Origin of the sequence: Streptomyces sp. CA-146814, assembly GCF_050942385.1 — a bacterium.
In the GTDB taxonomy this organism is placed as follows: Bacteria; Actinomycetota; Actinomycetes; order Streptomycetales; family Streptomycetaceae; genus Streptomyces.
This window is the reverse complement of sequence record NZ_CP192068.1, coordinates 1,082,384-1,096,484: the sequence shown is the minus strand read 5'-3', so window position 1 is coordinate 1,096,484 and position 14,101 is coordinate 1,082,384. Positions and strand designations below refer to the sequence as shown.

14 protein-coding genes and 1 tRNA gene are annotated in these 14,101 nt (G+C 71.1%); 9 read left to right on the top strand and 6 right to left on the bottom strand.

Annotation, left to right across the window (positions count from 1 at the left end):
* The first annotated feature begins 26 nt into the window (after window positions 1-26).
* Window positions 27-1,682 (top strand): FAD-binding dehydrogenase, encoded by a 1,656-nt coding sequence (locus tag ACQP09_RS04820; RefSeq protein WP_433396234.1) that lies wholly within the window; start codon window positions 27-29, stop codon window positions 1,680-1,682.
* 223 nt (window positions 1,683-1,905) lie between these two features.
* Here the strand turns inward: ACQP09_RS04820 and ACQP09_RS04815 are convergent, their stop codons facing one another.
* Window positions 1,906-2,352 (bottom strand): ASCH domain-containing protein, encoded by a 447-nt coding sequence (locus ACQP09_RS04815; protein ID WP_433396232.1) that lies wholly within the window; start codon window positions 2,350-2,352, stop codon window positions 1,906-1,908.
* A gap of 204 nt (window positions 2,353-2,556) precedes the next feature.
* On the opposite strand from ACQP09_RS04815, the gene ACQP09_RS04810 reads away from it, so the two are divergent.
* Window positions 2,557-3,528, top strand: coding sequence for a hypothetical protein (locus ACQP09_RS04810; RefSeq protein WP_433396230.1), 972 nt, complete (start codon window positions 2,557-2,559; stop codon window positions 3,526-3,528).
* 56 nt (window positions 3,529-3,584) lie between these two features.
* Window positions 3,585-5,165, top strand: a complete 1,581-nt coding sequence (locus ACQP09_RS04805) for an APC family permease (protein WP_433396229.1) — start codon at window positions 3,585-3,587, stop codon at window positions 5,163-5,165.
* Window positions 5,166-5,239: 74 nt separating this feature from the next.
* On the opposite strand, the gene ACQP09_RS04800 is transcribed toward ACQP09_RS04805, so the two are convergent.
* Window positions 5,240-6,637 (bottom strand): GntP family permease, encoded by a 1,398-nt coding sequence (locus ACQP09_RS04800; protein WP_404068244.1) that lies wholly within the window; start codon window positions 6,635-6,637, stop codon window positions 5,240-5,242.
* An 11-nt stretch (window positions 6,638-6,648) separates the two neighbouring features.
* Complete coding sequence (locus tag ACQP09_RS04795; RefSeq protein WP_380955800.1) at window positions 6,649-7,158, bottom strand: gluconokinase; 510 nt, start codon at window positions 7,156-7,158, stop codon at window positions 6,649-6,651.
* Window positions 7,159-7,289: 131 nt separating this feature from the next.
* Here ACQP09_RS04795 and ACQP09_RS04790 point away from each other — a divergent pair, with 131 nt between their 5' ends.
* The 3 genes from ACQP09_RS04790 (at window position 7,290) to ACQP09_RS04780 (ending at window position 9,776) form a co-directional block, all read left to right on the top strand.
* Window positions 7,290-7,991: a FadR/GntR family transcriptional regulator gene (locus ACQP09_RS04790; protein ID WP_433396226.1), complete on the top strand. Its 702-nt coding sequence runs from the start codon at window positions 7,290-7,292 to the stop codon at window positions 7,989-7,991.
* A gap of 70 nt (window positions 7,992-8,061) precedes the next feature.
* Entirely contained in the window at window positions 8,062-9,147 is a 1,086-nt protein-coding gene (locus ACQP09_RS04785) for an S-(hydroxymethyl)mycothiol dehydrogenase (RefSeq protein WP_433396224.1), read from the top strand.
* Window positions 9,147-9,776: an MBL fold metallo-hydrolase gene (locus tag ACQP09_RS04780; RefSeq protein ID WP_433396222.1), complete on the top strand. Its 630-nt coding sequence runs from the start codon at window positions 9,147-9,149 to the stop codon at window positions 9,774-9,776. The genes ACQP09_RS04785 and ACQP09_RS04780 overlap by 1 nt, the downstream gene beginning before the upstream one ends.
* Window positions 9,777-9,788: 12 nt before the next feature.
* Here the strand turns inward: ACQP09_RS04780 and ACQP09_RS04775 are convergent, their stop codons facing one another.
* Both ACQP09_RS04775 and ACQP09_RS04770 read right to left on the bottom strand, forming a co-directional pair.
* Window positions 9,789-10,727, bottom strand: a complete 939-nt coding sequence (locus tag ACQP09_RS04775) for an RluA family pseudouridine synthase (protein WP_433396220.1) — start codon at window positions 10,725-10,727, stop codon at window positions 9,789-9,791.
* A 62-nt stretch (window positions 10,728-10,789) separates the two neighbouring features.
* A tRNA-Leu gene (locus ACQP09_RS04770) sits at window positions 10,790-10,877 on the bottom strand.
* A 184-nt stretch (window positions 10,878-11,061) separates the two neighbouring features.
* On the opposite strand from ACQP09_RS04770, the gene ACQP09_RS04765 reads away from it, so the two are divergent.
* The 3 genes from ACQP09_RS04765 (at window position 11,062) to ACQP09_RS04755 (ending at window position 13,774) form a co-directional block, all read left to right on the top strand.
* Window positions 11,062-12,396 (top strand): M20/M25/M40 family metallo-hydrolase, encoded by a 1,335-nt coding sequence (locus ACQP09_RS04765; RefSeq protein WP_404068228.1) that lies wholly within the window; start codon window positions 11,062-11,064, stop codon window positions 12,394-12,396.
* 209 nt (window positions 12,397-12,605) lie between these two features.
* Window positions 12,606-12,839, top strand: coding sequence for a chaplin ChpH (chpH, locus tag ACQP09_RS04760; RefSeq protein ID WP_015607544.1), 234 nt, complete (start codon window positions 12,606-12,608; stop codon window positions 12,837-12,839).
* 140 nt (window positions 12,840-12,979) lie between these two features.
* Window positions 12,980-13,774, top strand: a complete 795-nt coding sequence (locus ACQP09_RS04755) for a chaplin (RefSeq protein WP_404068225.1) — start codon at window positions 12,980-12,982, stop codon at window positions 13,772-13,774.
* A 117-nt stretch (window positions 13,775-13,891) separates the two neighbouring features.
* Here ACQP09_RS04755 and ACQP09_RS04750 read toward each other — a convergent pair whose 3' ends face one another.
* Window positions 13,892-14,080 carry a DUF5703 family protein gene (locus ACQP09_RS04750; protein ID WP_003970138.1) on the bottom strand — a complete coding sequence of 63 codons (189 nt, stop codon included), beginning with the start codon at window positions 14,078-14,080 and terminating at the stop codon, window positions 13,892-13,894.
* Window positions 14,081-14,101 lie beyond the last annotated feature (21 nt).

Sequence of the window (14,101 nt, the reverse complement as noted above, 5' to 3'; positions counted from 1 at the left end):
GAGCCGCCCCGAACAGGATGGAACCCATGGCGTACGACGCTGATGTGATCGTGATCGGGGCAGGTCTCGCCGGACTCGTGGCCACCGCCGAACTGGTCGACGCCGGCCGTTCCGTGATCCTCCTCGACCAGGAGCCCGAGCAGTCGATCGGCGGGCAGGCCCACTGGTCCTTCGGCGGCCTCTTCCTCGTCGACTCGCCCGAGCAGCGCCGGCTGCGCATCAAGGACAGCCGCGAGCTCGCTCTCCAGGACTGGTACGGCACCGCCGGGTTCGACCGCAAGGAGGACCACTGGCCGAAGAAGTGGGCCGAGGCGTACGTCGACTTCGCGGCCGGTGAGAAGCGCTCCTGGCTGCACCAGCAAGGGCTGCGGATCTTCCCGGTCGTCGGCTGGGCGGAGCGCGGCGGCTACGACGCGACGGGCCACGGCAACTCCGTACCCCGCTTCCACATCACCTGGGGCACCGGCCCCGGCGTCGTCGCCCCCTTCGAGCGGCGGGTCCGCGCGGGCGTCGCCAAGGGGCTCGTCCAGCTGAGGTTCCGCCACCGCGTCACCGGCCTCGCCCGCACCGCCGGGGCGCTGGACACGGTCACCGGCGAGATCCTGGAGCCGAGCGCGGCCGGGCGAGGCACCGCCAGCAGCCGGGAGGCGACCGGCACCTTCGAGCTGAAGGCCCAAGCGGTGATCGTCACCTCCGGAGGCATCGGCGGCAACCACGACCTGGTCCGCTCGCAGTGGCCCGAGCGGCTCGGCACCCCGCCCGAGAAGCTGCTCTCCGGCGTCCCCGCCCACGTGGACGGCCTGATGCTGGGCATCGCCGAGGAGGCGGGCGCGCACCACATCAACCGGGACCGGATGTGGCACTACACCGAGGGCATCGAGAACTGGAACCCGATCTGGTCCAAGCACGCCATCCGCATCCTGCCCGGCCCCTCCTCCCTCTGGCTGGACGCTCGGGGCAGGCGCCTGCCGGTCCCGCTCTTCCCCGGCTTCGACACGCTCGGCACCCTCGAACACATCATGAAGTCGGGCCACGGCTACACCTGGTTCGTGCTCAACCAGCGCATCATCGGCAAGGAGTTCGCGCTCTCCGGCTCCGAGCAGAACCCGGACCTGACCGGCAAGTCGGTACGCGACGTCATCGGCCGGGCCCGCGCGGACGTGCCCGCACCGGTGAAGGCGTTCATGGACCACGGCGCCGACTTCGTGGTGGAGAAGGACCTCGACGCGCTGGTCCGGGGCATGAACGCGGTGAGCGGCGACGGCCTGATCGACGCGGCGGACCTGCGCCGCGAGATCACCGCCCGGGACCGCGAGATCGCCAACCCCTTCACCAAGGACCTCCAGGTCACCGCGATCCACGGCGCCCGCGCCTACCTCGGCGACCGCCTCATCCGTACGGCGAAACCGCACCGCATCCTGGACCCGGCGGCGGGCCCGCTCATCGCCGTACGCCTCAACATCCTGACCCGCAAGTCCCTCGGCGGCCTGGAGACGGACCTCTCCTCCCAGGTCCTCACCGCGGACGGCAGCCCGCTCCCGGGCCTGTACGCGGCGGGCGAGGCGGCCGGCTTCGGCGGCGGCGGAGTCCACGGCTACCGCTCGCTGGAGGGCACGTTCCTGGGCGGCTGCATCTTCTCGGGCCGAGCGGCGGGAAGGGCAGCGGCGAGGGCGGTCTCCTGACGAGCCCCTGCGGCCCGTTCAAGCCCCTCCGGCGATCGAGGAGCGCGCCCGCAATTCGCGCCGCTCCCGCACGGAGCGGTCCGGGCCGGCAATTCAAGCCGCTCCCGTACGAAGCGGTCCGGGCCCGCCATTCAAGCCCCTCCGGCGATTGAGGAGCGGGGCCCGGGGCAGCGCCCCGGAGCTCCACCCGGCCGAAGGCCCGCCGCACACCCCGTGGGGCCCCTCACCCGGAGGAGGCCCCACCCCCGTCCAACACCTCCACCACCCGAAACCGCTCAGCCACAATCATCGTCCCGTCGTCCACCGTGAACGCCGGATCCCCCATCGCCTCCCGCATCTCCTCCCCGTGCCAGAACGCCTCGTGCCCCGCACGCCATTCGGCCACCGACCGATACCCCTCGCCCTCGTCGAGCGCATGCTGCAGATCCACCTCCCCGAGCGGCAGCACCCGTACCTCGGTCATCTCCAGCACCGCCACCTCCCGCCCCTCCGAGTCGATCAGCGCGGACCGTTCGCCCACCGGCGGAAGCTCCTCGCCCTCCAGCTCGTACTCGGCCAACAGCCCGGAGGTGGACACCTTTTCACCGGAGAGGACCGCCGCCACCAGCCGGTCGCGCAACGGGCCGGGAAAGGCGAGAAGGAAGGGGGCGAGGGGTTCGCGAGGCTCCATCCCCTCAGTGTGTCAGGCCTCACTCCCCACCCGCCCACCCCACCCGCACGCTGCGTAAACACCTCTTCCGGCCCGACGACTTCCGGCCAACTATCCGAAAAGGGAGTGGAGTTGGTAGAGACCTCCTCTTGACTCGGAGCATTCCCTACCGCTTGGCTGTGCGCGATCATCTGCTCGCACACCGCGTCGAAAGAAGTCTGCGGCATGTCCCCGCCTCCGCCGCCCCTGGGCCGCTCCCGCCGCCGGGGCGGCCGCTCGGACCACGCCTTCGACCCGGCCCTGGACGACCGCGAACTCATCGACGCGCGCAGCCAGTTCACCCAGGGTCGCTGGGGCGCCGCCCGGGCCCTGCTGGTGGCCACCGGCAAGGACTGGGACCGCCGGGGACACCGCCTCCTGGGCCTCGCCGAGATCCCCTCCGCCGCGGACTGGGCCGGCGACTGGCTGCTCGCCGAACCCGAGAGCGCCGACGCCACCACCCTCCTCGGCTGCGCCTGTGTCGTACGGGCCCTGCGTCCCAAGGCCAGGCCCGACGACACCGCCCGCGCCCGGCAGGCCTGTCTCGCCGCCGCCCGCATCACCCCCGACGACCCCACGCCGTGGCTGGCCCTGCTCCTCCTGGACCGGGGCCGCGAGGACGGCGGCGACGAGACCGGCCGGCTCTTCGAGGAGGTCCGCTCCCGCCACCCCGAGCACCACCACGCCCACCACGTGATGACCGCGCAACTGGCCGAGAGCCGCCCCGACAGCGGCCAGGACCCGCTCCACGAGGTGTACGACTTCGCCGCCTGGGCCGCCGAACAGGCGCCGGCCGACTCGCCGCTCGCCGTCCTCCCGGTCATCGCGCACGCCGAGCGCTACCGCGTACTGGTGGCGGCGGGCAGCGAACCGGACGACCCGGTGGCGTCCGGGCACTGGTCGGGCAGGCGGGCCCGGCAGGTGATGAAGGCGGCCTTCGACTGGTGGCTGGAGTGGGAGCACGAGGACCACCCCCGCCACCGCGTCGACCTCAACTTCCTGGCCCACGCCAAGGTCTGCGAGGGCCGGACCGCCGAGGCGGCCGCCCTCTTCCACCGCATCGGCCCGCACGCCACGGCCGCGCCCTGGTCGTACTCCGGCCGCGACCCGTACGCCGCGTTCACCGCCGCCCGCGACCACGCACTCGGCACGCCCTGACGCACCCACGCACGCACGCCCGAGAACCGAAGACCGAAGAAGGGACCACCCCCGCCATGTCGACGGGCAGTTCATCTCCAGGCAGGACCCGGCAGACCGGCACCACCCGGCAGACCGGCGACACCGGCGGGATCAACACCTACAAGGGGGAGGAGCGCGCTCTGCGCGCCGACCGCCTCGGCACCCCCGGCCTGCTCCTCTCCGTGCTCGCCGCCAGCGCCCCGCTGATGGTGGTCGCCGGGGTGATGCCCACGGTCTTCGGCGTGATGGGCATCGTCGGCCAGCCTCTTCTCTACGTGATCCTCGGCGCCGTCCTGATGCTGTTCAGCGTCGGCTACGCGGAGATGAGCCGGCACGTCCACAACGCCGGCGCCTTCTACGCGTACATCGCCCGCGGCCTCGGCCCGACGGCCGGTGCCGGGGCCTCGCTGGTGGCGCTGGTGGCGTACAGCGCGATGCAGGTCGGCATCTACGGGATCCTCGGCTTCGAGGTGTCCGTCATCCTCTCCACGTACGCCGGCATCGACGTGCAGTGGTGGATCCCCGCACTGATCTCGGTGGTCGTGGTCGGCATCCTCGGCTGGCTGAAGATCGACCTCAACGCCAAGGTGCTCGGCGTCCTGCTGGTCATCGAGTGCCTGCTCGTCGTGATCTTCGACATCGCCGCCGTCTCCGAGCCGGGTCCCGAGGGGCTCTCGTTCGCGGCGTTCAACCCGGAGACCCTCACCGGCGCCGGGCTCTCCACCGCGCTCTGCTTCTGCATCGCGGCGTTCGTCGGCTTCGAGCAGGCGCCGGTCTACGCGGAGGAGACCAGCCGCCCGCAGATCGTGGTCTCCCGTGTCATGTTCCTGGCGGTGGGATACGCCGCGCTCTTCCTGGCCATCAGCTCCTGGGCCCTCACTGTCGCCGCCGGACCCGGCTTCATCGCCGACACCTCGCTGAAGGAGGGTCCGGGCATGCTGTTCGGCCTCACCGAGGAGCGGCTCGGCTCGACCTTCACCGACGTGCTGCACATCCTCTTCGTCACCGGCATGTTCGCGGCCCTCCTCAGCTTCCACAACGTGGTCGCCCGCTACGCGTTCGCGATGGGCCGCGAAGGGCTGCTGCCCGCCCGCTTCGGCCGGACCAACCGGGCGAGCGGCGCACCGGGCATCGGCTCGCTGCTCCAGTCCGTCATCTCCGTGGTGATCGTGCTGGCCTTCGCCTTCAGCGACGGCAACCACATCGGCGACCCGACCGTCCCGGTCCTGCGCCTGTTCACCTGGATGGGCAACGTCGGCGCGCTCGGCGTGATCCTGCTCATGGCCGCCGCCGCCTTCGCCGTCATCGCCTTCTTCGTCAAGCGCGGCGCGGGCCGGGTCCAGGCACCGCGCCTGGTCGCCTCCGGGCTCGCTGGGATCGCGCTGCTGTCGATCGCCGTCTTCACCGTCCGCGACTTCGACGTCCTGGTCGGCTCCGGCGACGGTTCGGTCCTCAACTGGCTGCTGCCCGGCGTGATCGTCCTCGCGCTGATCGGCGGCCTGGTCTACGGAGCGGTCCTGCGCAAGGTCAAGCCCGAGGTGCACGCCCGCATCGGCCTCGGCAACGAGGCGTTCCAGCTGGAGAAGGCGGCCGAGAGCGAGGCCACCCGCCGCTGACCACCTCGTACGTACGCAGGAGCGCCCGCCCCGGTACGGAACCGGGGCGGGCGCTCTCCATCTGCGCGGGGCCGCTACAGCAGCAGCGACAGCGGCAGGATGAAGGCGATGGCCACCACGGAGATGATCGTCTCCATCACCGACCAGGTCTTCACGGTCTGGCCGACGTCCATCCCGAAGTACTCCTTCACCAGCCAGAACCCGGCGTCGTTCACATGGCTGAAGAAGAGCGAACCGGCACCGATCGCCAGCACCAGCAGGGCCGCGTGCGAGGTCGACATGTCGGCCGCGAGCGGCGCGACCAGACCGGCGGCGGAGATCGTGGCGACCGTGGCCGAGCCGGTGGCGAGGCGGATCGCGACGGCGATCAGCCAGCCGAGCAGCAGGGCGGGGATCGACCAGTTCTCGGAGAAGTCCAGGATCATCTGGCCGACCCCGGCGTCGATCAGCGTCTGCTTGAAGCCACCGCCGGCGCCGACGATCAGCAGGATCCCGGCGATCGGAGCGAGCGACTTCTCCACGGTCCCGGCGAGCTTGCCCTTGGTGAACCCGGCGGCCCGGCCGAGGGTGAACATCCCGAGCAGGACGGCGGCGAGCAGGGCGATCAGCGGCGAGCCGATCACGTCCGTCACCCGCTGGACGCTGTTCTCCGGGTCGTCCACGACGATCTCGACGAGCGCCTTGAGCAGCATCAGCACCACCGGCAGCAGGATCGTCACCAGGGTGGCGGCGAAGCTCGGGCGGCGGTCCAGGTCCTCGGACGGGCGCTGCGGGATCATCTTCTCCGGCGGCTCGATGTCCACCCAGCGCGCGGCGTACCGGGCGAAGACCGGACCGGCGATGATCACGGTCGGGATGGCGACCAGCACACCGAGCGCCAGCGTCACCCCGAGATTGGCGTCCAGCGCGTCGATCGCGACCAGCGGGCCGGGGTGCGGCGGGATGAGGCCGTGCATCACGGAGAGTCCGGCCAGCGCCGGGATGCCGATCCGCATCAGGGAGAAGTTGCCGCGCTTGGCGACGAGCAGCACCACCGGGATCATCAGCACGATCCCGACCTCGAAGAAGAGCGGCAGACCGATGATGGAGGCGATGAGGACCATCGCCCACGGCATGGCCCCCCGGCTCGCCTTCGCCAGGATGGTGTCGACGATCTGGTCGGCCCCGCCGGAGTCGGCGAGCAGCTTGCCCAGGATGGCGCCGAGCGCGATGAGCACTCCCACGCTCGCGACGGTGGAGCCGAGGCCCGCGGTGAAGCTGGCGATCGTGTCGGCCGGGGCCGCTCCCGCGAAGGAGCCGAGCGCCAGCGAACCGATGGTCAGCGCCAGGAACGCGTGCATCTTGAGCTTGGTGATCAGGAGAACGATGACGGCGATGCCCGCCAGGACGGCGATGCCCAACTGCGCGTTGCCTGCCGAGGTGATCGGTTCGGCGGCGTCCGCTGCCAGCATCTCGACGCTGAGACTGGTCACGGTGATGGTCCTTAACTGTCGAGCCGGCGCAGTGCGGCGACGGCTCGCTGGGTGATTTCCGTAGGGGTGCCGGACACGTCGACGTCCACCCCGGCCTCATCGGCCTGGAGCGGCTGCAACGTCGCGAACTGGGAGTCGAGCAGCGCGGTGGGCATGAAGTGGCCCTTGCGGTCCGCCATCCGCTCCTCGATCAGCGCCCGGTCGCCGGTCAGATGCAGAAACAGCGCGTCGGGCGCCCCGGCCCGCAGCCGGTCGCGGTAGGACCGCTTGAGCGCCGAGCTGGAGACCACCCCACCGAGCCCCGCCCGCCCGTGCGCCCACGCACCGATGGCGTCCAGCCAGGGCCACCGGTCGTCGTCGTCCAGGGGGGTGCCGGCCGACATCTTCGCGATGTTCGCCGGCGGATGGAAGTCGTCGCCCTCGGCGTACGGAACGCCGAGTTCGGCGGCGAGCAGGGGACCGATCGTGGTCTTGCCGGTTCCTGCTACGCCCATCACCACGACGACGTGGGGGGTGCTCATGGGGTGCCTCGCTGTCTTCTTCGACATCGGTCCGTCGCGCTACTGAAACCTATTAGGTACGACTTATTCAAGAGTCTGTGACAGATACGTCGTACTTTTTGTTCCCGAGGGCCGCCCCGTAGGCTTGCCCCATGACCACACAGAGCCAGGGGCTGCATACACATGTGCTGGACACCCTGGGTCTGGAGATCTCCTCCGGCCAGTGCCCGCCGGGCAACGTCCTACGCACCGACGAGCTGGCCCAGCGCTTCGACGTCTCCCGTACGGTGATCCGCGAAGTCGTCCGGGTCCTGGAGTCGATGCACCTGGTCGAGTCCCGCCGCCGGGTCGGCGTGACCGTCCGCCCGACCGAGGCCTGGAACGTCTACGACCCGCAGGTCATCCGCTGGCGGCTGGCCGGCTCCGACCGCCCCCGCCAGCTGCGCTCCCTCACGGTCCTGCGCTCCGCGATCGAGCCGGTCGCGGCGGGCCTCGCCGCCCGCCACGCCACCGCCGAGCAGTGCGCCGAGCTCACCGAACGCGCCCTCGGCATGGTCGCCACCTCGCGCGGCCAGCAGCTGGAGGGCTACCTCGAACACGACATCGCCTTCCACCGCATCGTCCTCAACGCCTCCGGCAACGAGATGTTCGCCCGCCTCGGGGACGTCGTCTCCGAGGTCCTCGCGGGCCGCACCCACCACCAGGTGATGTTCGAGGACCCCGACCCGGCCGCCGTCACCCTCCACGTACGCCTCGCCGAAGCGGTCCGCGAGGGCGACCCGGAAGCGGCCGAGCGCCTCACCAAGGAGATCGCGGTCGGCGCCCTGCACGAGTTGGACGTGCTCGCTCCGTAGAGGGTGCTCCGAGGCGTACGGTGGTCCGCGATCGATCTTCGCGAAGCGCGGGAGCAGGGAGAGCAGGGTTATGCCACAGCAGGTGCAAGCGGTCATCGCACCCGGGAAGAACGAGCCGGTGCGGGTCGAGACGATCGTCATCCCGGACCCCGGCCCCGGGGAGGCCGTCGTGAAGATCCAGGCGTGCGGCGTCTGCCACACCGACCTGCACTACAAGCAGGGCGGGATCAACGACGAGTTCCCCTTCCTCCTCGGCCACGAGGCGGCGGGCGTCGTGGAGTCGGTCGGCGAAGGCGTCACCGACGTGGCCCCCGGTGACTTCGTCATCCTCAACTGGCGTGCGGTGTGCGGCCAGTGCCGTGCCTGTCTGCGCGGCCGCCCCTGGTACTGCTTCGACACCCACAACGCCAAGCAGAAGATGACGCTGCTCGACGGCACCGAGCTGTCACCCGCCCTCGGCATCGGCGCCTTCGCCGAGAAGACCCTCGTCGCCTCCGGCCAGTGCACCAAGGTCGACCCCGAGGTGGCCCCCGAGGTCGCCGGACTCCTCGGCTGCGGTGTCATGGCGGGCATCGGCGCCGCCATCAACACCGGCCAGGTCGGCCGCGGCGACTCGGTCGCCGTCATCGGCTGCGGCGGCGTCGGCGACGCGGCTATCGCCGGGGCCCGGCTGGCCGGAGCGGCGAAGATCATCGCGGTCGACATCGACGACCGCAAGCTGGAGACGGCGAAGACGATGGGCGCCACCCACACCGTCAACTCCCGCTCCACGGACGCCGTCGAGGCGATCCGGGAACTCACCGACGGCAACGGCGCCGACGTCGTCATCGAGGCCGTCGGCCGCCCGGAGACGTACGAACAGGCCTTCTACGCCCGCGACCTGGCGGGCACGGTCGTCCTCGTCGGCGTCCCCACCCCGGACATGAAGCTCGAACTCCCGCTCCTGGACGTCTTCGGCCGCGGCGGCTCGCTCAAGTCCTCCTGGTACGGCGACTGCCTGCCCTCCCGCGACTTCCCGATGCTCGTCGACCTCCACCAGCAGGGCCGCTTGGACCTCGCCGCCTTCGTCACCGAGACGATCGGCATCGGTGACGTCGAGCAGGCCTTCGCCCGGATGCACGACGGCGACGTCCTCCGCTCGGTGGTGGTCTTCTGATGACCGTCCGCATCGACCACCTGGTCACCTCCGGCACCTTCGCCCTCGACGGCGGCGAATGGGAGGTCGACAACAACGTCTGGATCGTCGGCGACGACACCGAGGCGATCGTCATCGACGCCGCCCACGACGCCGCCGCCATCGAGGCCGCGCTCGGCGGCCGTACGCTGCGCGCCATCGTCTGCACCCACGCGCACAACGACCACATCGACGCCGCCCCGGCCCTCGCCGAGGCCACCGGCGCCCCGATCCTGCTGCACCCGCACGACCTCCCGCTCTGGCTCCAGACCCACCCGGAACGGACCCCCGACGGCCCCCTGGCCGACGGCCAGGAACTCACCGTCGCCGGGACCACCCTCACGGTCCTGCACACCCCCGGCCACGCCCCCGGATGCGTCTGCCTCTACGCCCCCGAGCTGGGGACGGTCTTCACGGGCGACACGCTCTTCCAGGGCGGCCCCGGCGCCACCGGCCGCTCCTTCTCGGACTTCCCGACGATCATCGACTCGATCCGGGACCGGCTGCTCACCCTCCCGGGCGACACCAAGGTCCGCACGGGCCACGGCGACCCCACCACCATCGGCGCGGAGGCCCCGCAGCTCGACGACTGGATCAAGCGCGGCCACTGACGACCGCGTACGTCACCTCTCCGGCCAGGCGGAGAGCCGCAGTCCGCTCTCGAAGCGGCGCGGCTCCCCGCTGACCGGATCGGTGAACTCCAGCCGCCGCGCCAGCAACTGCAACGGCTTCGAGAAGTCCTCCACAGCGTCCTCCGGCTCCACCACCGGATACAGCGGATCATGGACGATCGGCACGCCCAGCGCGTTCATATGGACCCGCAGCTGATGCGTCCGCCCGGTGGCGGGCACCAGCCGGTAGAGGCCCAGTCCACCGCGCGCCTCCACCAGCTCCACCCGGCTCTCACTGTTCGCCTCACCCGGCTCCTCCCGGGCGGCGAGCACCCCGCGCTCCTTCACGATCCGGCTCCGCACGGTCCGGGGCAGGGCCACCGAAGGGTCGTACGGGGCCACCGCCTCGTACTCCTTGCGCACCAGCCGGTCCCGGAACAGCGTCTGGTACGCACCCCGCTCCTCCGGCCGCACCACGAAGAGCACGAGCCCTGCCGTCAGCCGGTCCAGCCGGTGCGCGGGCTGGAGCGCCGGCACCCCCAGCTCCCGCCGCAGCCGCGCCACCGCGGTCTCCGTGATGTGCCGGCCCCGGGGCGTGGTGGCGAGGAAGTGCGGCTTGTCCACGACCACGAGATGCGCGTCCCGGTACACGACCCCGATGGGGAACGGCACCGGCTCCTCGGCCGCGAAGTCCCGGTGGAACCAGAGGCTCCGCCCGGCGGTATACGGCTCGTCACCCCGTACGGCGGTCCCGTCGGCCCCCACGAACCGCCCCGCATCGAGCATCGCCACCACCCGCGCGACCCCGATCGCCGCACCGAACCGTCCGGCCAGATACGCACCGACGCTCGCCCAGAGCCCGTCCGGATCCTCCGGCAGCCGCACCCGTACGGCATCGATCCCGTCCCGCTGCGGGAGAGGCCCGGCGGACGCCTTCCTGCGGCCCCTCATCCTCACCCCTTCCCGCCCTGACCCGGTGACGCAAAAGAGCCCCACCGAAGTGGGGCTCCTGCTGGTGTCCGAGGGGGGACTTGAACCCCCACGCCCGATAAAGGGCACTAGCACCTCAAGCTAGCGCGTCTGCCATTCCGCCACCCGGACAAGGTGTCTGTCTCGCGGGCCGTGCCCGTTCCGACGTGGAAAACCATAGCAAACATTCGAGGGTGCTCGATCACGCCCCGATGGCTGTGAACGGTGCGTGACGGGCGGTGCACGGCCTTGGGTGTGGGCCGTGGGCGCGGGAGGATGGGAAGGGAGCACCAGAGCGACAGCGGAAGGAAGCAGCGTGAGCGAGAGCAGCACGGGCAAGGCCGTCGGCGGCGGCAACGCCGAGAAGGAGGTCGTGGACCTCTGTCGCGACCTGATCCGGATCGACACCAGCAACTACGGCGACCACTCCGGCCCCGGCGAGCGGCTGGCCGCCGAGTACGTGGCGGAGAAGCTGGCCGAGGTGGGTCTGGAGCCGCAGATCTTCGAGTCGCACAAGGGCCGCGCCTCCACCGTCGCCCGGATCGAGGGCGAGGACCCCTCCCGGCCCGCGCTGCTCATCCACGGCCACACCGACGTCGTCCCGGCCAACGCTGCGGACTGGACGCACGACCCGTTCTCCGGCGAGATCGCGGACGGCTGTGTCTGGGGCCGGGGCGCGGTCGACATGAAGGACATGGACGCGATGACCCTCGCGGTCGTACGGGAGCGGATGCGCACCGGCCGCAAGCCCCCGCGCGACATCGTGCTGGCCTTCCTCGCGGACGAGGAGGCGGGCGGTACGTACGGCGCCCGGTACCTCGTCGACAACCACCCGGGGCTCTTCGAGGGCGTCACCGAGGCGATCAGCGAGGTCGGCGGGTTCTCGTTCACCGTCAACGAGAACCTGCGGCTGTATCTGGTGGAGACGGCCCAGAAGGGCATGCACTGGATGAAGCTCACCGTGGACGGCACCGCCGGGCACGGCTCGATGATCCACAAGGACAACGCCATCACGGAGCTGTCCGAGGCGGTCGGGCGGCTGGGGCGGCACAAGTTCCCGGTGCGGGTCACCAAGACGCTGCGGCACTTCCTGGACGAGCTCTCGGACGCGCTCGGCACCGAGCTGGACCCGGAGAACATGGACGAGACGCTCGCCAAGCTCGGCGGCATCGCCAAGCTGATCGGCGCCTCCCTCCAGAACACCGCCAACCCGACCCAGCTCGGCGCCGGCTACAAGGTCAACGTCATCCCGGGCCAGGCCACCGCTCATGTCGACGGCCGGTACCTGCCGGGGTACGAGGAGGAGTTCCTCGCCGACCTGGACCGGATCCTCGGCCCCAACGTGCGGCGCGAGGACGTGCACGCGGACAAGGCGCTGGAGACCACCTTCGACGGCGCGCTGGTCGACGCCATGCAGACCGCGCTGGTCGCCGAGGACCCGATCGCCCGGGCCGTGCCGTACATGCTCTCGGCCGGCACCGACGCCAAGTCCTTCGACGACCTGGGCATCCGCGGCTTCGGCTTCGCCCCGCTGAAGCTGCCCCCGGAGCTGGACTTCGCCGGGATGTTCCACGGCGTCGACGAGCGCGTCCCGGTGGACGGTCTGCAGTTCGGCGTGCGGGTGCTCGACCGGTTCATCGACCACAGCTGACCGGACCCGTACGAACCGCCGACCGGACGCGGACGGACGGTGACCCGGGCCCGTACGAACCGCCGACCGGGCCCGGGCGCAATTCGACCGCCTGTGCGTACGTGACCGAAAGGGTGAAACGCGCCGTTCACGCGTAGCCCCGCCCCGTCCTCCTCGTTACAAGGTTTGCGGTCCGCGGCTGGGACCGCACTTTCCAACTAGGAGGAATCATGATCAAGAAGGTCGTCGCAGTTGCGGCTGCCACCGGTGGCCTCGTTCTCGCGGGTGCGGGCATGGCTTCCGCCGACGCGGGCGCCCAGGGTGCGGCCATCGGCAGCCCCGGCGTGCTCTCCGGCAACGTCGTCCAGGTCCCGGTCCACGTGCCGATCAACCTGTGCGGCAACACGGTCTCCGTGATCGGGCTGCTGAACCCCGCCTTCGGCAACACCTGCGTCAACGCCTGACGCTGGTCGTCAACCCGTTAAGGGTTTGAGCCCGGCCGGTCCCGGAGTGCGTGCCATGCACTCCGGGACCGTTCGGCATTCGGCTCCCGCACGGTCATGTCCGGGGGTTTTTCGGAAGGCAGAAGGCAGGAAACAAACCTATGCGACAGGTCACTCGTAAAGGCCTGATCACCATGGCGGCGGCGGGCGGGGTCCTCGCGCTCAGCGGCGGCTATGCCCACGCCGACGCCGGAGCGGCCTCCACGGCCACCGGCTCGCCGGGCGTACTGTCCGGCAACTCGGTCTCGGTCCCGATCGACATCCCGGTCAACGTCTGCGGAAACTCGGTCACCGTCGGCGGTCTCATCAACCCGACCTTCGGCAACGACTGCGAGAACGGGTCGGCGGGGTCGAGCCAGGGATCCGGACCGCAGAACCGTATCGGCGGCGGCTCCGGCGACACGGCCCAGGCGGGCAACACCGCGCAGGCGGGCGACACCACCGCCTCGGACCGGCACGGCGAGCCCGGCACGGGCCGCCACCGGGCCGGTGGCGCGAGTGCGGAAGGGGTCGCCCAGGGCTCGCCCGGCATCCTCTCCGGCAACGCGATCCAGGCGCCGGTCAGCATCCCCGTGAACGTCTGCGGCAACAGCGTCTCCGTGATCGGGCTGCTGAACCCGACCTTCGGCAACAGCTGCTCCAACGACGCCGAGCCGCCGCCCCCGCCGCCGCCGGTGAAGCCCCCGGTCACGCCGGAGACGCCGGTCGACCCGCCGGTCGAGCCCCCGGCCAACCAGCCGCCCGAGCCGAACGTCCCCGAGCCCCAGCTGGAGCCGGAGGAGCAGCTCGCGCAGACCGGCGCGGGCGGCATGGAGATGCTCATCCCGGCGAGCGCCGGACTGCTGCTCGCCGGCCTGGGATCGGTGCTCTACCGCCGCTCCCGCAGCGCCGCCTGACCCTGGCGCGCACAGCTGTCACAGCTGGCACAGCAGGAGCAGTACAGCAGGACGCACCATGGACGGGCCCCGCGGTCGCGGGGCCCGTTCCCTGTCCTCAGGTGGCGCCCAACCCTGTCACCAGGTGGCTCGGAGCTGACGGATGATCCGTCTGCGCAACCGCACCCTGCGGCTGCCGTCACGGCGCAGCGTCAGGCGGTCCAGCTCCCAGTGTCCGTACTCGGCGTGGTCGGTCAGCAGTCGGGCCGCTTCCTTGCGGGAGACCCCGCGCGGCACGTACACGTCGACAAATTCGTATTCCGGCATCGCATCTATTGTGCGGGCAGA